Annotated in this window: 19 protein-coding genes; 11 read left to right on the top strand and 8 right to left on the bottom strand. The window is 69.9% G+C overall.

Annotation, left to right across the window (positions count from 1 at the left end):
* The first annotated feature begins 119 nt into the window (after positions 1 to 119).
* On the top strand, positions 120 to 1265 hold the full coding sequence (locus tag FHQ07_RS08680) for a hybrid sensor histidine kinase/response regulator (RefSeq protein WP_139716431.1): 1146 nt from the start codon (positions 120 to 122) through the stop codon (positions 1263 to 1265).
* A gap of 17 nt (positions 1266 to 1282) precedes the next feature.
* Here the strand turns inward: FHQ07_RS08680 and FHQ07_RS08675 are convergent, their stop codons facing one another.
* The gene (locus FHQ07_RS08675; RefSeq protein WP_139716430.1) at positions 1283 to 1642 is read right to left on the bottom strand and encodes a hypothetical protein; all 360 of its coding nucleotides are present in this window, start codon (positions 1640 to 1642) and stop codon (positions 1283 to 1285) included.
* Between the two features lie 157 nt (positions 1643 to 1799).
* Complete coding sequence (hrpB, locus tag FHQ07_RS08670) at positions 1800 to 4286, bottom strand: ATP-dependent helicase HrpB (RefSeq protein ID WP_139716429.1); 2487 nt, start codon at positions 4284 to 4286, stop codon at positions 1800 to 1802.
* A 46-nt stretch (positions 4287 to 4332) separates the two neighbouring features.
* Here hrpB and FHQ07_RS08665 point away from each other — a divergent pair, with 46 nt between their 5' ends.
* Positions 4333 to 5127 carry a TatD family hydrolase gene (locus tag FHQ07_RS08665; protein ID WP_139716428.1) on the top strand — a complete coding sequence of 265 codons (795 nt, stop codon included), beginning with the start codon at positions 4333 to 4335 and terminating at the stop codon, positions 5125 to 5127.
* 61 nt (positions 5128 to 5188) lie between these two features.
* On the opposite strand, the gene FHQ07_RS14390 is transcribed toward FHQ07_RS08665, so the two are convergent.
* From FHQ07_RS14390 to FHQ07_RS08650, 3 genes are read right to left on the bottom strand one after another with little or no spacing between them, the layout of a single operon-like run.
* Positions 5189 to 5875: a hypothetical protein gene (locus FHQ07_RS14390; RefSeq protein WP_168191523.1), complete on the bottom strand. Its 687-nt coding sequence runs from the start codon at positions 5873 to 5875 to the stop codon at positions 5189 to 5191.
* A 58-nt stretch (positions 5876 to 5933) separates the two neighbouring features.
* A complete protein-coding gene (locus FHQ07_RS08655; RefSeq protein ID WP_139716427.1) occupies positions 5934 to 6716 on the bottom strand; it encodes an ABC transporter permease in 783 nt (260 codons plus the stop codon).
* The gene (locus tag FHQ07_RS08650; protein ID WP_139716426.1) at positions 6713 to 7654 is read right to left on the bottom strand and encodes an ABC transporter ATP-binding protein; all 942 of its coding nucleotides are present in this window, start codon (positions 7652 to 7654) and stop codon (positions 6713 to 6715) included. Before FHQ07_RS08650 ends, FHQ07_RS08655 begins: the two co-directional genes overlap by 4 nt.
* Before the next feature lie 180 nt (positions 7655 to 7834).
* On the opposite strand from FHQ07_RS08650, the gene FHQ07_RS08645 reads away from it, so the two are divergent.
* The 9 genes from FHQ07_RS08645 (at position 7835) to FHQ07_RS08610 (ending at position 14286) form a co-directional block, all read left to right on the top strand.
* Positions 7835 to 8557, top strand: a complete 723-nt coding sequence (locus FHQ07_RS08645; RefSeq protein ID WP_139717977.1) for an FAD-binding oxidoreductase — start codon at positions 7835 to 7837, stop codon at positions 8555 to 8557.
* Positions 8558 to 8639: 82 nt separating this feature from the next.
* On the top strand, positions 8640 to 8813 hold the full coding sequence (locus FHQ07_RS14385; RefSeq protein WP_168191522.1) for a hypothetical protein: 174 nt from the start codon (positions 8640 to 8642) through the stop codon (positions 8811 to 8813).
* Positions 8814 to 8816: 3 nt separating this feature from the next.
* Positions 8817 to 9446, top strand: coding sequence for a hypothetical protein (locus FHQ07_RS08640; protein WP_139716425.1), 630 nt, complete (start codon positions 8817 to 8819; stop codon positions 9444 to 9446).
* Positions 9443 to 10066 (top strand): hypothetical protein, encoded by a 624-nt coding sequence (locus FHQ07_RS08635; protein WP_139716424.1) that lies wholly within the window; start codon positions 9443 to 9445, stop codon positions 10064 to 10066. The genes FHQ07_RS08640 and FHQ07_RS08635 overlap by 4 nt, the downstream gene beginning before the upstream one ends.
* Positions 10063 to 10491: a hypothetical protein gene (locus tag FHQ07_RS08630; protein ID WP_139716423.1), complete on the top strand. Its 429-nt coding sequence runs from the start codon at positions 10063 to 10065 to the stop codon at positions 10489 to 10491. Before FHQ07_RS08635 ends, FHQ07_RS08630 begins: the two co-directional genes overlap by 4 nt.
* On the top strand, positions 10488 to 10685 hold the full coding sequence (locus FHQ07_RS08625) for a helix-turn-helix transcriptional regulator (protein ID WP_139716422.1): 198 nt from the start codon (positions 10488 to 10490) through the stop codon (positions 10683 to 10685). The genes FHQ07_RS08630 and FHQ07_RS08625 overlap by 4 nt, the downstream gene beginning before the upstream one ends.
* A gap of 76 nt (positions 10686 to 10761) precedes the next feature.
* Positions 10762 to 12312, top strand: a complete 1551-nt coding sequence (locus tag FHQ07_RS08620; protein ID WP_168191521.1) for an alpha/beta hydrolase — start codon at positions 10762 to 10764, stop codon at positions 12310 to 12312.
* A gap of 28 nt (positions 12313 to 12340) precedes the next feature.
* The gene (locus FHQ07_RS08615; RefSeq protein WP_139716420.1) at positions 12341 to 13096 is read left to right on the top strand and encodes an ABC transporter ATP-binding protein; all 756 of its coding nucleotides are present in this window, start codon (positions 12341 to 12343) and stop codon (positions 13094 to 13096) included.
* Entirely contained in the window at positions 13093 to 14286 is a 1194-nt protein-coding gene (locus FHQ07_RS08610; protein WP_139716419.1) for an ABC transporter permease, read from the top strand. Before FHQ07_RS08615 ends, FHQ07_RS08610 begins: the two co-directional genes overlap by 4 nt.
* 67 nt (positions 14287 to 14353) lie before the next feature.
* On the opposite strand, the gene FHQ07_RS08605 is transcribed toward FHQ07_RS08610, so the two are convergent.
* The 3 genes from FHQ07_RS08605 to yidC form a co-directional block, all read right to left on the bottom strand.
* Positions 14354 to 15403, bottom strand: coding sequence for an energy transducer TonB (locus FHQ07_RS08605; protein ID WP_240703453.1), 1050 nt, complete (start codon positions 15401 to 15403; stop codon positions 14354 to 14356).
* Between the two features lie 87 nt (positions 15404 to 15490).
* Positions 15491 to 16828, bottom strand: a complete 1338-nt coding sequence (mnmE, locus tag FHQ07_RS08600; RefSeq protein WP_139716418.1) for a tRNA uridine-5-carboxymethylaminomethyl(34) synthesis GTPase MnmE — start codon at positions 16826 to 16828, stop codon at positions 15491 to 15493.
* 79 nt (positions 16829 to 16907) lie between these two features.
* The gene (yidC, locus tag FHQ07_RS08595; RefSeq protein WP_139716417.1) at positions 16908 to 18548 is read right to left on the bottom strand and encodes a membrane protein insertase YidC; all 1641 of its coding nucleotides are present in this window, start codon (positions 18546 to 18548) and stop codon (positions 16908 to 16910) included.
* Positions 18549 to 18562: the final 14 nt, after the last annotated feature.

The following is an 18562-nucleotide window of genomic DNA, read 5'->3' as shown; positions in this document are numbered from 1 at the left end:
GCCGCGTAGCTGAACGCAGCAGCTGAACGCTTCAGCTTGTAGGCGTTTTCCTCCCCGTCGCCGCGGCGGATTCGGGTTGTGGCCAACGCGCGATCCATCGACACTGCAGGACGCTGTCGATGCAGGCGCCGGGGGAGGCGCCATCCATGTCGCAATCGGGTAATAGCGCAACCGCCAGCAGCGGAAGGATCCTCGCCGTCGACGACCAGGCCGCAAACCTGCGGGTGGTCGGCATCCTGCTCGGCCGCAACGGCTATGAGGTGGTTCCCGCGGCCAGCGGGCCCGAGGCATTGGCCGCGGCGCAGGCGCAAACGCCGGACCTGATCCTGCTCGACATGATGATGCCGGGCATGGACGGCTTCGAACTGCTCGCCGCGCTGCGCGCGTTGCCGGCGCTGCGCGATGTGCCGGTGGTGTTCCTGACCGCCGCGCACGACCGGGACCTGTTGCTGCGCGCATTCGACGCCGGCGCGGTGGACTACGTGACGAAACCGTTCATGCCGGAGGAATTGCTGGCACGGGTGAGTGCGCACGTCGGCCTGAAACAGGCGCGCGACCGCCTCGAACGGGTCGCGCGCGAACGCCAGGAACTGGTGAACCTGGTCGCGCACGACCTCAAGAACCCGCTGGGCAGCGTGCTGTTCGCCAGCGACATGCTGCGCCAGCCGGACTGCAGGGCGGAACGCGTGCCGCGCTACCTGGAGGTGATCCGCGAGAGCGCGCGGGATGCCGTGGACTACATCCGCCGCTACCTGGAAAGCCAGGCCCGCGCGCTGGACTCGGCGACGCGCAATGCGCCCGCGCAATCGGCCGGCCTGCGCGAAACCGCGGACTGGTTGCTGCAGCGCTATGAACTGCAGTTCGAAGCCCGCGGCATGCGCCTCGCGGTGCTGGCGCCGGAGCGCTGCGGCCGGGTCGCGATCGAACCGCTGGTGCTGCGCCAGGTCGCCGAGAACCTGGTCAGCAACGCGATGAAATACGCGCAGGCCGGCGGCGAACTGGAACTGGTGGTGCGCGCCTCGTCGCCGGGTTACTGGCAACTGCTGGCGCAGGATCGCGGCCCGGGGATCCCGGCCGCGCGGCAGCGCGAATTGTTCCAGCCCTTCCGGCGATTGGGCGAACACGACCCCGCCGACGGCCTGTCCAGCGGGCTCGGGCTGTCGCTGGCCAGGCAGATCGTCGCCGATGCCGGCGGCCAGCTCTGGTACGAGGATCGCGAAGGCGGCGGTGCGCGCTTCCTGATCGAATTGCCCGCGGCCGACTGAACGGGCCGCGCGCGCCGTCAGCCGGCGGCGGTTCGACGGCGCTTGCGCACGCTCGCCTTGCCGCTGCCCGCGCCGTCAGCGGGTGAGCTCGCGTCGACGCGGGTCGCGCTGCCTTCGATCGGCCCGGCTTCCGCCTGTCTCGCCCGCCGCCGCGCGGCATACCAGAGCAGGCCCGCGCCGGCGATCGCGGCGGTGGCCAACACCGGGTTGCGGCGCACGAACTTGCTCGCCACCTTGGCCCCGGTCCGGACCGCACCGATCGCCGCGCCGGTCTCCACCCATTGCATCGCCTTGCCCGGCACCGCCTTGCGGAGGCCGTCGCCGATCTCGCCGATCAGTTCCAGCGCGCGATCCTGCGCATTGTCCAGCTTGCCCATGCTCCACCTCGACGCCAGGAAACGTTGCAGGCAGTGTCGGCATCCGCGCGTTCAATCGACGTGAGCGTTGTCGCTTCGCTCGACGATGGCGTCGCCATCCATGGCCGAACACTTCCGCTGCGCGCCGCCCGGCCCGGTCATCCCTGCCCGGCCGGCCTCACCCGCGCGGCTTGGCACGATGGGTGGCGGTCGCGTTCCACGGATCGTCCGGCCACGGGTGCCGGGGATAGCGCCCCTTCATTTCCTTCTTCACTTCCGGATAGGTGCGTTCCCAGAACCCGCGCAGGTCCTGGGTCACCTGCAAGGGCCGGCCGCCCGGCGACAGCAGGTGGATGGTCAGCGGTATCCGGCCCTCGGCGACCCGCGGGGTCTCGTTCATGCCGAACAGTTCCTGCAGCTTCACCGCCAGCACCGGCGATGCCGGCTCGCCGTGGTCGTCCAGCGCATAGTCGATGCGCCGCTCCATGCCCGAGGGCACCAGGATCCGGGTCGGCGCGAGTTGGTCGATGCGCTGGCGCTGGCTCCAGTCGACGCCGGCCTTCAGCGCTTCGCCGAGTTCCGCTTCGTCCAGCGCATCCAGCCGGGTCTTGCCGTCGAAGGCGGGGGTCAGCCAGCGGTCCAGCGATGCGAGCAGGGCGGCGTCCGACAGGTCCGGCAAGCCCAGCCCGGGCATCCATCCGCGCAGGCATTGCACGCGCACGCGCCACTGCGCCAGCGCCTCGCTCCACGGCAGGGCGCCGACGCCGAGTTCGCGCACCGCATCGACCAGCGCCTGCGCGGCCAGCGCCGGATCGACGCGACCGGCCGACTTGCTGGACAGCACGATGCCGTCGAAGCGCTCGATGCGTTCGCTGGCCAGCGCGCGCCGGTTCGCATCCCAACGCACTTCGTCGCCCTCGCGGAAATGCGCGGCGAACGCCTGCCGCAGATACGCCTCGTCCAGCGGAGCGCCGCGCAGCAGCAGCGCATCCTTCGCCTCGAAGCGCAATTCGCTCGCCACCAGCCAGGGTTCGCCGTACAGCGCGGAGTCGTCGAACAGCCTGGCCATGCGTCCGTTCGCCAACGCGTAGCGCTTCGGATCCTGCGGATGCTGCCTGCCGATGCGGTCCGGGAACGCGTGCGCGAGCAGGTCGCCCACGGCGTGCGCCGGCGCATCGGCCGGCGGCGGGGCATCGCAACGCAGGCGCCGCCGCCATTGCTTCGCGGCCGCATCGATCGCGGCCAGTGCCGAGCGGCTGGCATCGGCGCCGACGCGGCCGTTGCGGAACGCGGCCAGCGCCTGCCGGCGTTCGGCCACGGCATCGCTGCGCGTGCGCAACGGGTCGCGCGCCTCGACCAACGCGGCGATGTCGCAGGCCAATGCCATCCGGCTGGGGTCGTCCGATGCCAGCAGCATCGCCGCCAGCCGCGGATGCGTGCCCAATGCCAGCATGCGCCGGCCGCGCGCGGTGATCGCATGCCGCGCATCCAGCGCATCGAGCCGTCGCAGCAGGTCGCGCGCGGAGGCCATCGCGCCCGCCGGCGGCGGATCGACGAAACGCAGCGCCGCGCTGCCCCAGGCGGCCAGCTCCAGCGCGAGCGAGGCCAGTTCGACCTGGGCGATTTCCGGCCGCCGTTGCGGCTCCAGCCGTTGCGATTGCGGCCACAACCGGTACGCCCAACCCTCGGCCACGCGTCCCGCGCGGCCCGCCCGCTGGTCGGCGCTCGCCTGCGAAATCGCCACCACATCGAGCCGGGCGAACCCGCTGTTGGGATCGAAGCGCGGTTCGCGCGCCTGCCCGCTGTCGATCACCACGCGCACGCCCGGCAGGGTCACGCTGGACTCGGCGACATTGGTCGCCAGCACCACCCGGCGACGGCCGTCGGCCGCCGGCTGCAGCACGCGGCCCTGCTGTTCGACCGGCAATTCGCCGTGCAAGGCGAGCACGTCGGCATCGATCCCGGCCGCGGCCAGCACCGCGTCCACCCGCGCGATCTCGCGCTGCCCGGGCAGGAACACCAGCAGGTCGCCGGGATGCGCGGCCAACGCATGTTCGATCGCGCGCTTCGCCTGGTGTTCGATGGCTTCCTCGCGGCGCGCCGGGAAATGCGCGACCTCGACCGGGAAGCTGCGGCCCGCGCTGCTCAATCGCGGCGCATCGAGGAAGCCGGCGATTTTTTCGCCATCCAGGGTGGCCGACATCAGCACGATGCGCAGGTCCTCGCGCAGGCCGGCCTGCACGTCGAGCGCGAGCGCGAGCCCGAGGTCGCCAGCCAGGTGGCGTTCGTGGAATTCGTCGAACAGCAGCGCGCCGACGCCATCCAGCAAGGGGTCGTCCTGCAGCATGCGGGTGAGGATGCCTTCGGTGACGACCTCGATCCGCGTGTGCGCGCCGACCTTGTTCTCGAAGCGGATGCGGTAGCCGACGGTTTCGCCCACCGTTTCGCCCAGCTGCTTCGCCATGAAGCCCGCGGCGGCGCGCGCCGCCACCCGCCGCGGTTCCAGCATCACGATCTTCCGATCGCCCAACCACGCCGCATCCAGCAGCGCCAGCGGCAGCTGGGTGGTCTTGCCCGCGCCCGGCGGCGCTTCCAGCACCAGCCGCGGATGCGCGGCCAGCGACGCGGCGATCTCCGGCAGCAGCGATGCGATCGGGAATTGCATGCGCGCATTGTAGGAGCGCGGCGCGGCGTCCCCGTAAACTGCGCGCATGCAGCTCATCGACATCGGCGCCAACCTCACCCACGACAGCTTCGACCACGACCGCGACGCGGTGCTGCAGCGCGCGCGCGCCGCCGGCGTGGCGCGCATGGTGGTCACCGGCGCCTCGCGCGAGCATTCGCCGAAGGCGCTGGCGCTGGCGCTGGCGCATCCCGGCGAACTGTTCGCCACCGCCGGCGTGCATCCGCACCACGCGACCGAGTACACCGACGAATGCGATGCCGAGATGCGCGCATTGCACGCGCATCCGCAAGTGGTCGCGGTGGGCGAATGCGGGCTGGACTACTTCCGCGACTTCTCGCCGCGGCCGGCGCAGCGCAAGGCGTTCGAGCGCCAGTTGCAGATCGCCGTCGACACCGGCAAGCCGCTGTTCCTGCACCAGCGCGACGCCCATGCCGATTTCATGGCGATGATGAAGGACTTCGACGGCAGGCTAGGACCGGCGGTGGTGCATTGCTTCACCGGCAGCCGCGAGGAACTGTTCGACTACCTCGACCAGGACTGGCACATCGGCATCACCGGCTGGCTGTGCGACGAACGCCGCGGCCTGCACCTGCGCGAACTGGTGAAGCACATCCCCGCCGACCGGCTGATGGTCGAGACCGACGCGCCCTATCTCTTGCCGCGCACGGTGAAGCCGCAGCCGTCGCACCGGCGCAACGAGCCGATGTACCTGGCGCACATCGTCGAGGAGCTGGCGCGCGACCGCGGCGAGCCCGCGGCGCTTGCCGCGGCGCGCACGTCCGCGGCCGCCTCCGCGTTTTTCCGGCTTCCGCCCGCCTGAGCCGGCGGCCGCGGACGCCCGGCCGAAGCCGGGCATCGCGTTGCGCAGCCGAGCGGGCGTTTCAGTTCGCCGGCGCGGCCGGCAACGGACTTTCGGCGACCAGGATGCCGCCGCCGTCGTTGCCGGTCTGCAGCACCACCCACACCGCCTTGTCCGCGCGGCGGATCACCCAGGTATCGGCGTCGCTGCCGTACCAGTAGGCGTCGCGGATGCGGTCGAACTCCTGGCGGAAATCGTCCAGCGCCTTCTCGTTGGCCTTGTAGGTGGCCTCGTCGTAGCTGGTTTCGCTGAGGCGCACGCCGCCCAGCGACTCGATCGCCTGCTGCAGGTTCTTGCGCACCTCGAACTTCGAATAGGTCTTGCCGTCGTCGCTGCGGATCGCATCGCTGAAGGTCCTGCCTTCCAGCCACAGCAGCTGGCCGCCGGTCCACACCGGCACGCGCGCCAGGTCCTTGCTCTGGCCGGCCATGTCTTCGGCACGGTAGTAGTGGTAGCCGGTCGGCAGCACGACATACGGCCATGCCGGCAGCGGCTTGTCGCTGGCCGGGATCTTGCCGATGTCGAAGGCGGCGGCGGCCGGTGCGGCGACCGCGGCCTCCGCCGGCGGCGCGGCGGCCGGAACTTCCGCCGCGACCTGCGCATCGGCGGCCGGCGGCGGCGCGGCCGCAGGCGCTTCCGCGTCCTTGGGCTTGCAACCGGCCAGCAGGGCCATCGCCACGCACAACGCCAACACGCTCTTGTTCGACATCACGCTCGCATACTCCGGGTTCGGGGGAGCGCGGAGTGTAGCGAATGCGCGGGGCAGGTCAGCTGCGCAGGCCGACGCCGCGCTTGAGCAGCCACAGCCCGAGCGCGGCCAGCGCGAACACGAAGCCGAGCATCAATGCATAGGCCACCCACAGCGGCACGTCGCTGACCCCGAGCAGGCCGTAGCGGAACGCGTTGACCATGTAGAAGATCGGGTTCAGGTGGGTGGCCGCCTCGGCCCAGCCGGGCAGCAGCTTCACCGAATAGAACACGCCGCCGAGATAGGTCAGCGGGGTGAGGATGAAGGTCGGGACGATGGCGATGTCGTCGAACTTCTTGGCGTACACCGCGTTGACGAAGCCGGCCAGCGAGAAGATCGTCGCGCCCAGCAGCACCGAGCTGACCGTCACCAGCGGATGCGGCAGCCGCACCCTGGTGAACAGCATCGCCACGCACAGCACGATCGCGCCGACCATCATCCCGCGCAGCACCGCGCCGGCCACGTAGCCGGTCAGGATCACCCAGTTCGGCATCGGGCTGACCAGCAGTTCCTCGATGTGGCGGCCGAACTTGGCGCCGAAGAACGAGCTGCTGATGTTGCCGTAGCTGTTCTGGATGACGCTCATCATCACCAGCCCGGGGACGATGAAGTCCATGTACCTGATCCCGTCCATGCTGCCCACGCGCGAGCCGATCAGGCCGCCGAAGATCAGGAAGTACAGGGTCATGGTGATCGCCGGCGGCATCAGGGTCTGGCCCCAGATGCGCAGGATGCGCATCACCTCGCGGCGGATGATGGTGCCCAGCGCGACCAGGTTCGGGTTGGCGGCGGTCTCGCTCATGCGGCGGCTCCTTCCTTGCTGGTCAGGCGCACGAACAGTTCCTCCAGCCGGTTGGCCTTGGTGCGCATCGAGCGCACCCGGATGCCGGCGGCGTTGAACGCGGCGAACACCCGGTTGAGGTCCATCGCGCGCGGCATGTCGAGGTCGAGGGTATGGTCGTCGGCAACGGTGAGCGTGGCGCCTTCGATCGCCGGCAGCGCCGCGGGGATGCCGCCGTCGATGTCGAACAGGAAGCCTTCGACGTCGAGCTTGGCCAGCAGCGACTTCATCGGCCCCTGCTCGACGATCGCGCCGCGGTCGATGATCGCGAGGTTGCGGCACAGGCTCTCCGCTTCCTCCAGGTAATGGGTGGTGAGGATGATCGTGGTGCCGGCGGCGTTGATCTCCTTCAGCGTCTTCCACATGCCGCGGCGGATCTCGATGTCGACGCCGGCGGTGGGCTCGTCGAGGATCAGCAGGCGCGGCTTGGTCATCATCGCGCGGGCGATCATCAGCCGCCGCTTCATGCCGCCGGACAGGGTGCGGCTCATCTTGTCCGCCTTGTCCCACAGCAGCGCTTCCTTCAGCACCTCCTCCGCGCGGGCCAGCGCCTGCGCGCGCGGGATGCCGTAGAAGCCCGCGTAGTTCACGCAGATGTCCAGCGGCTTCTCGAACATGTTGAAGTTGAGTTCCTGCGGCACCAGCCCGATCCGGCGCATCGCGGCGTCGCGGTCGGCGTCGATGTCGATGCCGAACACCTCGACCTTGCCGCTGCTCTTGTTGACCAGCGAGCTGACGATGCCGATCAGGGTGCTCTTGCCGGCGCCGTTCGGCCCCAGCAGGGCGTAGAAATCGCCGGGGGCGACATCCAGGCTGACGCCCTTCAGGGCCTCGACGCCGTTGTCGTAGGTCTTGCGCAGGTCGCCGACGCGCAGCGCGGGCGCTTGGGTTTCGCTCATTCGGAAGGCTCCGCGGCCGCGGCAGGCGGCCTGGCAGGACATGCCGGGAAATACCGGTTTCAGGGTGCGGGTTAGTATAGGCGGCCGCGTGCGCACGCCCCCGCCACGCTGTGTTGCATCCATCGAACAGGGTTCCGCGTGGCCATCGTGCATTTCCCCTTGAAGCTGACCGCGCGGCGGATGATCGCGCCGACCGTGGCGCACCTGTCGTTCCTGCGCGACGACGGCCAGCCGCTGGACTACATCCCCGGCCAGTTCATCCAGGTCCATTTCACTTATGCGGATGGCGCGCCGGCGCGGCGCAGCTATTCGCTGGCGACCCAGCACGACCACGCGCTGGGCGCGGGCGAGGCGGTGGAGATCGCGGTGAGCTACGTGGCCGGCGGCGCCGCCACCGCGCTGTTCGAGGGCATGGAACTCGGCGGCAGCGTCGATGCCAGCGGGCCGTACGGGCGCTTCTGCCTGATGCCGGCCGACGCCAACCAGCGCTACCTGCTGATCGGCACCGGCACCGGCATCACCCCGTACCGGGCGATGCTGCCGCAGCTCGGGCAGCTGATCGCCGGCCGCGGGGTCGAGGTCGTGCTGCTGCAGGGCGCGCGCACCCCGGAGGAGCTGCTGTACGGCGACGAGTTCCGCGCCTTCGCCGACGCCCATCCCGGCTTCCGCTACCTGCCCTGCCTCTCGCGCGCATTGCCGCAGGCCGGTTCCCCGCTCGCCCATGCCGACGTCCGCCACGGCTATGTGCAGGACGCGCTGGCCGAATTCGCGCCGAATGCGGAGGGCGACATCGCCTACCTGTGCGGCAACCCGAACATGGTCGATGCCTGCTTCGAGGCGCTGAAGGAATGCGGCCTGCCGATCCCGCAGATCCGCCGCGAGAAGTACGTCAGCAACAAATAGCGACGGCCTGTAAAGGACGCTTGACAAGCCGTTCGCGATGCCCGTATCGTTATGTCAAGCATCCTTGACACATGGTGGCGGCATGAACGAGCAGGATCCGAAAAGCCTGAAAGGCGCCGGCATTGCGTTCCTCGGCGCGGGCACGGCTTTTTCCGCCGCCGCGGTGGCGGCCGGGCAAACCGCCTTCGTCGGCGTCGCGACGGCGTTCATCGCGTTGGGCGTGGTGTTCCTGGCCAAGTCGCGCAAGGCAGGTTGAGCCATGTCCGCCCGCCCCGCGCTCCCGACCCCGCACCCTGCCCTGCTGGCTGCTGCCGGCCTGGCGGCGGTCGGCATGGCTTGGTTGGGTTATGCGCCGGACAGCCCCTTGTCGGGCGACCAGCGCGATTTCCCCGGCGGGGTCGCCATCGGCATGGCGATCGGCTTCGTGCTGATGTTCGCGATCCGCAGCATTCCGTCCCTGCGCGCGCGGGTCGCGCAGGCGAATTACGACACCGTCGTCCCGGCGGTGCGCCAACGCTACCTGCGCGAATTCCTGCCGGCGATGGGCGCCTACGTGCTGGCGGTGTTCGCCTCGCTGCTGCTGCTCAAGCGCATCGATGCCCCCGCGCTGCGCGCGCTGGCGGCGCTGTTGCCGGCGCTGCCGATCGGCTTCGCATTGCGCGCGATCATGCGTTACATGCGCAACGTGGACGAAATGCAGCAGCGGATCGAACTGGAATCGATCGCCTTCGCCGCTGCGCTGGTCAGTCTGCTTTACCTCGCCGGCGGCTTCCTGCAGCTGGCCCGGGTGATCGACCTGTCCGCCAGCATCGCGATGGCGATGGTGTTCCCGCTGACGTGCGGGGTGTATGGCGTCGCCAAGCTGGTGGTCGCGGGGCGTTTCCGGTGAGCGCCGGATCCGACGCCCCCGGCATGACCCTGCGCCGCTGGATGTGGAGCTTCGTGGCCATCGGCCTGGCCTCGTTGGCGCTGGCCGCGGCCGGCCGCTGGCTGTTGGCCTGGCCGGACGACGCGGTCGGCCTGTGGACCGGGATCGGCGCCGGCTACCTGCTGGGCGCGTTGCTGTTCCTGCTGGTGCCGCGCTGGTGGCGCACGCATTGCGACGAGATGTACGCGCAGCCCGCCGGCCGGCGCTACCTGCGCGCGCTGTGGCCGATCATGCTCGGCTACTCGCTGTCGCTGTTCCTGTCGATCTTCCTGATCAGGCGCGGGATCGAATCGGTGCCGCTGCGGGCGCTGGTGGCGGTGCTGCCGGTATTGGCGATCGTGCTGCTGATGCGCGCCGCGCTGCGCTACCTGCGCGAGATCGACGAACTGCAGCGGCGGATCGAGACCGAGGCGATCGGCATCGCCAGCCTGCTGGTCTCGGTGCTGTATTTCGCCGGCGGCCTGCTGCAGAAGGCCAAGGTCATCGACATCGACAGCGCCGCCGCGATGATCTGGGTGTTCCCGCTGCTGTGCATGACTTACGGGATCGCCAAGATGATCCTGACCAGGCGTTACCTGTGAACGCGCTGCTGGCTCGCTACCGGGACAGCCTGAGCCCGGCGCTGCGCCGCTATTACCGCGCCTCGCTGTGGCCCAGCCTGCTGTTCATCGCCCTGGCCGTGCTGCACAAATGGGCAATCCGCCTACCCGGGCTGACGCTGCCGGTGCGCCTGGCCCTGGTGCTGGCGCCGGTGCTGTGCATGGCCTGGCTGTTCGCCTGCTACCTGCGCTTCCTGCGCGACTGCGACGAACTGGAACGCCGCATCGAACTGGATGCGCTGGCCTGGGCCGCGGGCAGCGGGCTGCTGGCTTCGCTGGTGGCGGTGTTCCTGCTCGATGCCGGCGTGGTCGCGTGGCCGGCCAGGCAGGTGGCGGGCGTGTCCGGCCTGCTGCTGGTCGGCGGCTACGGCCTGGCGCGCATGCTGCTGCGCCGCAGGTACCCATGAACAACCGCCTGCGCGAATTGCGCGATGCGCGCGGCTGGTCGCAGGGCGAGCTGGCCGAACGGCTGGAGGTCTCGCGGCAGACCATCAATGCGCTGGAGACCGGCAAGTACGACCCGTCGCTGCCGCTGGCGTTCCGCATCGCGCGCCTGTTCGACGGCCGCATCGAGGACATCTTCCTGCCGGACGGCGCATGAACGCCGCGCCGCCCGCCGCCCGCCCGTTCCGTTCCTCCATCGCCTCCACGCACCACCACAAGGGGTCCGTTCGATGATGTCCCGCAAGACCAGAACCATCCTCGCGCTGGCGATCGCCGCCGCATTCCTCGGCTACAGGTTCCTCAAGCCGAAGCCCGACGCGGACGCTGGCGAAACCGCCGCCAACGCCGCCGCCCCGCTCCATGCCGAACCGGTCAAGCCGCGCATGCTCGGCCGGATCGCCTTCAAGCCCTGCAGCCTGCGCTCGGCCTTCAGCAAGGACAGCCTGGAAGCGCAGTGCGCCCGCTTCGAGGTGCCCGAGGACCGCCGCCGGCCCGCTGGCCGCAAGATCGCGCTGAACATGGCCTGGTTGCCGCCGAGCGGCGACGGCGAGACCGCACCGGACCCGGTGTTCTTCCTGGCCGGCGGCCCCGGGCAATCCGCGGTCGACACCTATCCGAGCCTGGATCCGGTGTTCGAGGAAGTGCGCAAGCAGCGCGACGTGATCCTGGTCGACCAGCGCGGCACCGGCAAGTCCAACCTGCTGTCCTGCGATGGCGACGCCGCCGATGCCGACAAGCCGGACATCTCGCCCGAAGCGATGCAGGCCGGCGCGGCGAAGTGCGTGGAGGCGCTGTCGAAGAAGGCCGACCTGCGCCACTACACCACCACCGACGCGATCGCCGACCTCGACGAGGTGCGCAAGGCGATCGGCGCCGCCCAGGTCAACCTGGTCGGGGTCAGCTACGGCACCCGCGTCGCCCAGCAGTACGCGATGCGCCACCCGCAGGCGACCCGCAGCATCGTGCTGGATTCGGTGGTGCCCAATACCCTGCAGCTGGGCAACATCTTCGCCCGCAACCTGGACGATGCGCTGGCCCTGCAGTTCGCGCTGTGCAGCAAGGCGCCGGCCTGCAAGGGCAAGCTGGGCGACCCGCGCGCCGAGCTCGACCAGCTGCTGGCCAAGCTGCGCGCCGCGCCGGTCGCGGTGAAATACCGCGACGCCACCACCGGCGAGGCCGCCGAAGGCGTGCTGCACGCGGAAACCGTGGCCGGTCTGGTGCGGATGTACGCCTACATGCCGCTGGCCGGCGCGCTGCTGCCCAAGCTGATCCACGAAGCCAACGCCGGCCGCTACGACAACCTGATGGCGCTGACCCGGATGCTGACCGGCGAGATGAAGGACGCGATGGCGATGGGCATGCAGATGTCGGTGGTCTGCAGCGAGGACGGCGAGAGCATGGTGGTGCGCGCCGAGGACGCCGATACCGTGCTCGGCAACCAGATGCCGGTGGGCATGGCCGCGATGTGCAAGGCCTGGCCGAAGGGCGAGGTGCCCGCCGATTTCCACAAGGCGCTGGCGACCAAGGTGCCGGCGCTGGTGCTGGAGGGCGAGTTCGACCCGGTCACCCCGCCGCGCTACGGCGAGGAAGTGGTGAAGACCTTGCCGAACGGCCGCCTGTTCGTGCTGCGCGGCCAGGGCCACAACGTGATCGGCGCCGGCTGCATGCCGAAGCTGTTCACCCAGTTCATCGAGAAGGCCGACGCCAAGGCGCTCGACGGCAAATGCCTGGACACCCTCAATTACGCCGCGCCGTTCACCAGCTTCAACGGCTCCGAGCCGTGACCGCCGCGACCAGCCAAGGAATGACCCGATGATCGTTGCAGAACATCTCCGCAAGACCTTCCCCGGGCGGGGCAAGGACAAGAACCCCGTGATCGCGGTGGACGACGTGGGCTTCACCGCGCACGACGGCCAGATCACCGGCCTGCTCGGCCCCAACGGCGCCGGCAAGACCACCACCCTGCGCATGCTCTACACCCTGATGGCCCCGGAAAGCGGGCGGGTGGTGGTGGACGGGATCGACGTCGCCGCCGATCCCGAGCGCGTGCGCCGCAACCTCGGCGTGCTGCCGGATGCGCGCGGCGTGTACAAGCGCCTGACCGCGCGCGAGAACATCGACTACTTCGGCGAACTGCACGGCATGCCGGCCGACGCCATCGCCCAGCGCACCGCCAAGCTGGCGGCCGCGCTGCAGATGGAGGATTTCCTCGACCGCGCCACCGAAGGCTTCAGCCAGGGCCAGCGCACCAAGACCGCGATCGCCCGCGCGCTGATCCACGACCCGCGCAACGTGATCCTGGACGAACCCACCAACGGCCTGGACGTGATGACCACCCGCGGCCTGCGCGGCTTCCTCAAGGAACTGCGCGACGAGGGCCGTTGCGTGATCTTCTCCAGCCACATCATGCAGGAGGTCGCCGCGCTGTGCGATCGCATCGTGGTGATCGCGCACGGCAAGGTGGTGGCGCAAGGCAGCACCGACGAGCTGCGCGAACAAGCGGGCGAAACCAACCTGGAAGACGCATTCGTGAAACTGATCGGCAGCGAAGAGGGCCTGCACGCATGAACAAGCTCTCGTATTCCGCCACCCTGCTCGCGGTGATGCGCAAGGAAGTGCGCGATTTCTTCCGCGACCGCCGCACCTTCTTCCTGACCCTGTTCATTTCGCCGCTGCTGTATCCGCTGATCTTCCTCGGCATCGGCAAGCTCAGCGAGATGCGCAAGGAAACCCAGCTCGAGAAGCCGCTGGAGTTGCCGGTGGTCGGCATCGAACGCGCGCCCAACCTGGTCGCCTTCCTCGCCAGCTACGGCATCAACGGCAAGGCCGCGCCGGCCGACATCGAGGACCGCATCCGCGCCCAGCAGGTCGACGTGGCGCTGGTGATCGACCGGGACTACGCCGAGGACTGGCGGGCCGGGCGCCCGGCCAAGCTGGAGCTGGTCACCGACTCCACCCGCCGCAACGCCGACGTGCCCACCGCGCGCGTGCGCGAAGCGCTCAAGGTGTTCAGCCAGTCGGTCGGCGCGCTGCGCCTGCTCGCCCGCGGGATCAATCCGTCGGTGGCGTCGCCGGTCAATACCGCCACCCGCGACCTGGCCAACGAGGAGGCCAAGCGCGGTGCGTTCATGACCATGCTGCTGCCGCTGATCCTGACCCTGTCCGCCTTCATCGGCGGCGCCCACCTGGCGATGGACACCACCGCCGGCGAACGCGAGCGGCAATCGCTGGAGCCGTTGCTGGCCACGCCCGCGGCGCGCGGCGCGCTGGTCAGCGGCAAGATGCTGGCCGCGGTGCTGCTGGGCCTGGCGTCGATGCTGCTGATCCTGCTTTCGTTCAAGGCCAGCGCCAGCCTGGCCGGCGGCTCGGCAAAGATGATGGACGTCAGCTTCCTGGCGATGGGCAAGCTGCTGCTGGTGCTGCTGCCGCTGGTGCTGATCGGCACCGCCCTGCTGACCAGCCTGGCCGCCGCGGCCAAGAGCATGAAGGAGGCGCAAAGCCACATCGTCTGGTTGATGATGCTGCCGATGCTGCCGGCCTATGCGTTGATGGCCTATCCGGTCAAGGACACCGCGCTGTGGCAGTACGCCGTGCCGTTCCTGTCGCAGAACCAGATGATCCAGAAGATCACCCGCGGCGAAAGCGCGACGGCCGGACAATGGGGCATCTACCTGGCCGCTTCGCTGGGTCTGGCGCTGCTGCTGTGGTTCACCGCGGTGTGGCGCTACAAGCAGGAAAAGCTGGCGATCTCGGCCTGACCCGCCGATCGCGGCAAAGAAAAAGCCCGGCGAAAGCCGGGCTTTTTCATGACCGCGTCGCCGCCGCTTATTGCTGGAACGCGATGGTGCGGCGGGTCGTGGTCGCCTCGGCCACCGGCTGGAAGCGCCAGCGCTTCACCGCGGCCAGCGCTTCGCGCTCGAACTCGCGCTGGAACTGGCGCGGACCGTCGCTGCTGACCGCACGCACGTTGCCGACGCTGCCGTCCGAATTGACCGTGAATTCGACCTGCACCGACCCGGCTGCGCCGGCGCGTTGCGCGGCCTGCGGATACCGCGGGCCCGGGTTGCTGATCGCGCGCAACTCGCTCGAGGCCGCACGCGCCGGCGCCGGTGCCGCCGGCTGCGCGGCGGCCTGCTGCTGGCGCTGCTGCTCGGCGGCGGCGGCGGCCTGGCGCTGGCGTTCGGCTTCGGCCGCGGCGGCGCGCTGGCGCTCGGCTTCGGCCGCGGCGGCCGTCTGTTGCGCCGGGGTCGGCTGCGCGGGCGTCTGCTGGGCCAGTTGCTGCTTGGCGGCTTCCTGCTGCTTCTTCTGGTCTTCCTCGCGCTTCTTCGCCAGTTCTTCCTGGCGCTTGGCCTCTTCCTCGGCGGTCAGCTTCTGGTTTTCCGCGCGCGCCAGCGCCGCCGTCTCGCTGCTGGCGATGGCCGCCTTCAGGCGCGACAGCGCCGGGTGCTGGCCATCGGCCTTCTCGATCAGCGCGGCCAGGCGCTTGGCGTCGGCGAAATCCTCGCGGGCGATGCCCTGCTCGGTCGCGATCACCGTCATCGGTAGCAGGTCGGTCAAGGCGCTGGACGCGCCGGCATCGGCCGGCTGCTTGTCGCGCAGGGCGAGGTAGTACTCCATCGCGTTGTTGCCCGCCGGTGCGTACAGGCGGTTCTCGCCGTAGGCCTTGGACGCCTCGGTGCGCAGCTGGTCCGGACTCATCGCCGTCACCGTGGCCGACACCACCGATTCCGGCGTCGGTGCCGGCGCCTGTTGCGCGGCGGCCGGGCCCGCATCCGCGGCGGCCTCGTCCTTCTTGCATGCGCCCAGCGCGCACGCCACCGCCACGGCAAGCGCCAGCGGCGCAAGGCCCCGACGCATGTTGTTGATAGCAGACATGATTCAAATCCCCATTTGATGCAAAGGCACCCGCCGATAGCACGCGACAGCGGCGGCGATTTGTCAAGCGGAAGTGAAGGATCCGGCCTATTTACCGATGCAGAAACTGCTGAAAATGTGACCCAGTAGGCCGTCGGCACTCAGCCGGCCGCCGATTTCGCCCAGCGCTGAATGCGCCAGCGCCAGTGCTTCCGCGGCGAGTTCCAGCCGTTCGCGGGCCAGTTCCGCGCGCGCCGCCTGCAGTTGCCCGGCGGCACGCGCCAATGCCTGCACATGCCGCGCACGCGCGCTGAACGCACCCTCGCCGGCATCGCCCGCGCCGGACAGCGCCAGCAGGCGACGGTGCAATTCGTCCAGGCCAAGGCCGGTCTTCGCCGAAACCCGCACCTGCTCGATCCCGCCGGCGTCCGGCGCTGCCGCCAGCAAGTCGGCCTTGTTGTGCAGCCACAGCACCCGCGGCACCCCGGCGATCCCGTCGGCCACCGCGGCGCGCCCGGCCTCCGGATCGCGCGCATCCAGCACCACCAGCGCCAGGTCGGCGCGCGCGACCTCGCTGCGCGCGCGACGGATGCCTTCGGCCTCGATCGCATCGCCGGCCTCGCGCAGGCCCGCGGTATCGACCAGGGTCAGTTCCACCCCGTCGATGCGGATGGTCTCGCGCAACAGGTCGCGGGTGGTGCCGGCCAGGTCGGTGACGATGGCGCGTTCGCTGCCGGCGAGCGCGTTGAGCAGCGAGCTCTTGCCGGCGTTCGGCGGGCCGAGCAGCACCACGTGCAGGCCGTCGCGCAGCCTGCGCCCGCGTTCGGCTTCGCCCTGCAGGCCCGCGAGCTGTCCGATCGCGGCATCCAGCCGTTCGCGCAGCGCCCGGCCACCCAGCGTGTCCAGCGGTTCGTCGGCGAAATCGATCGCGGCTTCGACATGCACGCGGATCGCGAGCACGGCCGCCATCAGCGCGTCGACGCGCTGCGAGAACACGCCGTCCAGCGAACGCCGCGCCGCGCGCGCGGCCTGCGCATCGGCGGCGGCGACCAGGTCGGCGATCGCCTCGGCCTGGGCCAGGTCGAGCTTGCCGTTGAGGAAGGCCCGCTCGCTGAACTCGCCCGGCCGTGCCTGGCGCGCACCCAGCGCGATCGCGCGCGCCACCAGCTGGCGCAACAGCACCGGGCTGCCATGCGCCTGCAGTTCGACCACGTCCTCGCCGGTGAAGCTGGCGGGCGCCTTGAAGTACAGCGCGATGCCGTCGTCGATGGTCTCGCCGTCGGCATCGCGGAAGGTCGCGTAGCGCGCAGTGCGCGGGGCTAGCGTTTTCCCGCCGACGGTTTCGGCGATCGCCCTGGCCCGCGGCCCGGACAGGCGCACGATGCCGACCCCGCCGGCGCCCGCGGCGGTGGCGATCGCGACGATGGTGTCGGCGGCGGCGGTCATGCGCGGATGATTGCAGAAAGTCCCGGCCCGGAAACGACGAAGCCCGCCGGGCGGCGGGCTTCGTCCGGCGCGCGCGCGGTCAGGCCTTCGCCGGCGCGTCCGCGTAGCGCTTGGTGTTCCACCACTGCTGGAGCATGCCCAGCGCGCCGTTGGTCACCCAGTACAGCACCAGGCCGGCGGGGAAGAAGGCGAACATCACGCCCATCACCAGCGGCATCATCTGCATCATCTTCTTCTGCATCGGATCCATGCCGACCATCGGCGTCATCTTCTGCGTGAGGAACATGATCCCGGCGTTGAGCACCGGCAGGATGAAGAACGGATCGCGCGCGGTGAGGTCGTTGACCCAGCCCATGATCCACGGCGCCTGGCGCAATTCCACCGCTTCCAGCAGCACGTAGTACAGGGCCAGGAACACCGGCATCTGGATCAGGATCGGCAGGCAGCCGCCGGCCGGGTTGATCTTCTCCTTCTTGTACAGCTCCAGCATCGCCATCTGGAACTTCTGCTTGTCGTCGCCGTAGCGTTCCTTGAGCTGCTCGATGCGCGGCTGGAACCTGCGCATCTTCGCCATCGACTTGTACTGCGCGGCGGACAGCGGATAGAGCAGCGACTTGATCAGCACCACCAGCAGCACGATCGCCCAGCCCCAGTTGCGGGTGATCTTGTGCAGCTTGGTCAGCAGCCAGTGGATCGGCTGCGACAGCACGGTGAAATAGCCGTAGTCCATCGCGCGCTCGAGGCCGGGCGCGGTCGGTTCCAGCTGTTCGGCCAGCTTCGGGCCAACCCAGAGGATGGCGTCGCTGACATAACGCTGGCCGGGCGCCAGGTTGATCTTCTCCCCGCGCGCGGCGATCGAATGGATCGCCCCCTGCACGCCCAGCGAATACAGCTCGGGTTGGTTCTTCGGCGGCACCCAGGCGGTCAGGAAATAATGCTGCGAGAGCGCGATCCAGCCGCCCGTCACCTGCTGGTCGAGCGGACCGTCATCGACGAAATTGGTGTACTTGCGCTTCTTGTACTTGTCTTCCGGGCTCCACCACGCCGCGCCGCTCAGGCTGAAGGCTTCCGGATTGGTCATGCCGCGCTTGGCCACCGGCGGGTTGCGCAACAGCTGGCGGTCGACCTGGCCCGACCAGGGCGCGGCGCCGGCATTGACCAGCTCGTCGCGCACCTTCAGCGCATAGCTGCCGCGCGCCAGGGTGTAGGTGCGGCGCAGCTGCAGGCCTTCGGCGGTGGTGGCGATGAAGCGCTGGCTGACCTCGGCGGCGCCGGCGGCGAGCACCGCGTCGTGCGCGCCGGCCTCGGCCTGCAAAGCGACTTCGCCGCCGTTGGCCGCCACCCAGCCGCTGCGCGCGACGAAGTAACGCGACGGATCGGCATCGAACAGCACCACCGGCGGGCTGCCGGCGGCGCGGGTCTGCGGATACTTGAGCAATTGCGCGCCGGTGATGCTGCGGCCGTCCAGCTGCAGGGCGAGCACGTCGTTCTTCAGCTGCACGCTCGGCGCGGCGGCGGCGGGCGCGGCGCTGGCCATCGGCGACGGCGCGCTCCCCGGCACGGTCGCGGTCGGCACCGCCCCGCTCGCCGAGGGCACCGCCGCTTGCGTGGTCGCCGGGGCGGCGTCCGCCTGCGGCTGCCGCTCCTTGTTCCACTCCATCCACAACAGGGCCGCCACCATCAACCAGGCGAACAACAGGAAAGTACGGGTCTGGGTCATTGGACAGGCGGTCT

This window comes from Thermomonas aquatica (assembly GCF_006337105.1).
GTDB classification, from domain to species: Bacteria; Pseudomonadota; Gammaproteobacteria; order Xanthomonadales; family Xanthomonadaceae; genus Thermomonas; species Thermomonas aquatica.
This window is presented reverse-complemented; position numbering and strand designations above follow the sequence as displayed.

What these genes read in the sequence shown, in the direction of transcription:
- FHQ07_RS08680 (WP_139716431.1), top strand. Translation starts at nt 120, where the DNA reads ATGCAGGCGCCGGGGGAGGCGCCATCCATGTCGCAATCGGGTAATAGC.
- FHQ07_RS08675 (WP_139716430.1), bottom strand. Translation starts at nt 1,642, where the DNA reads ATGGGCAAGCTGGACAATGCGCAGGATCGCGCGCTGGAACTGATCGGC.
- hrpB (WP_139716429.1), bottom strand. Translation starts at nt 4,286, where the DNA reads ATGCAATTCCCGATCGCATCGCTGCTGCCGGAGATCGCCGCGTCGCTG.
- FHQ07_RS08665 (WP_139716428.1), top strand. Translation starts at nt 4,333, where the DNA reads ATGCAGCTCATCGACATCGGCGCCAACCTCACCCACGACAGCTTCGAC.
- FHQ07_RS14390 (WP_168191523.1), bottom strand. Translation starts at nt 5,875, where the DNA reads ATGTCGAACAAGAGCGTGTTGGCGTTGTGCGTGGCGATGGCCCTGCTG.
- FHQ07_RS08655 (WP_139716427.1), bottom strand. Translation starts at nt 6,716, where the DNA reads ATGAGCGAGACCGCCGCCAACCCGAACCTGGTCGCGCTGGGCACCATC.
- FHQ07_RS08650 (WP_139716426.1), bottom strand. Translation starts at nt 7,654, where the DNA reads ATGAGCGAAACCCAAGCGCCCGCGCTGCGCGTCGGCGACCTGCGCAAG.
- FHQ07_RS08645 (WP_139717977.1), top strand. Translation starts at nt 7,835, where the DNA reads ATGATCGCGCCGACCGTGGCGCACCTGTCGTTCCTGCGCGACGACGGC.
- FHQ07_RS14385 (WP_168191522.1), top strand. Translation starts at nt 8,640, where the DNA reads ATGAACGAGCAGGATCCGAAAAGCCTGAAAGGCGCCGGCATTGCGTTC.
- FHQ07_RS08640 (WP_139716425.1), top strand. Translation starts at nt 8,817, where the DNA reads ATGTCCGCCCGCCCCGCGCTCCCGACCCCGCACCCTGCCCTGCTGGCT.
- FHQ07_RS08625 (WP_139716422.1), top strand. Translation starts at nt 10,488, where the DNA reads ATGAACAACCGCCTGCGCGAATTGCGCGATGCGCGCGGCTGGTCGCAG.
- FHQ07_RS08620 (WP_168191521.1), top strand. Translation starts at nt 10,762, where the DNA reads ATGTCCCGCAAGACCAGAACCATCCTCGCGCTGGCGATCGCCGCCGCA.
- FHQ07_RS08615 (WP_139716420.1), top strand. Translation starts at nt 12,341, where the DNA reads ATGATCGTTGCAGAACATCTCCGCAAGACCTTCCCCGGGCGGGGCAAG.
- FHQ07_RS08610 (WP_139716419.1), top strand. Translation starts at nt 13,093, where the DNA reads ATGAACAAGCTCTCGTATTCCGCCACCCTGCTCGCGGTGATGCGCAAG.
- FHQ07_RS08605 (WP_240703453.1), bottom strand. Translation starts at nt 15,403, where the DNA reads ATGTCTGCTATCAACAACATGCGTCGGGGCCTTGCGCCGCTGGCGCTT.
- mnmE (WP_139716418.1), bottom strand. Translation starts at nt 16,828, where the DNA reads ATGACCGCCGCCGCCGACACCATCGTCGCGATCGCCACCGCCGCGGGC.
- yidC (WP_139716417.1), bottom strand. Translation starts at nt 18,548, where the DNA reads ATGACCCAGACCCGTACTTTCCTGTTGTTCGCCTGGTTGATGGTGGCG.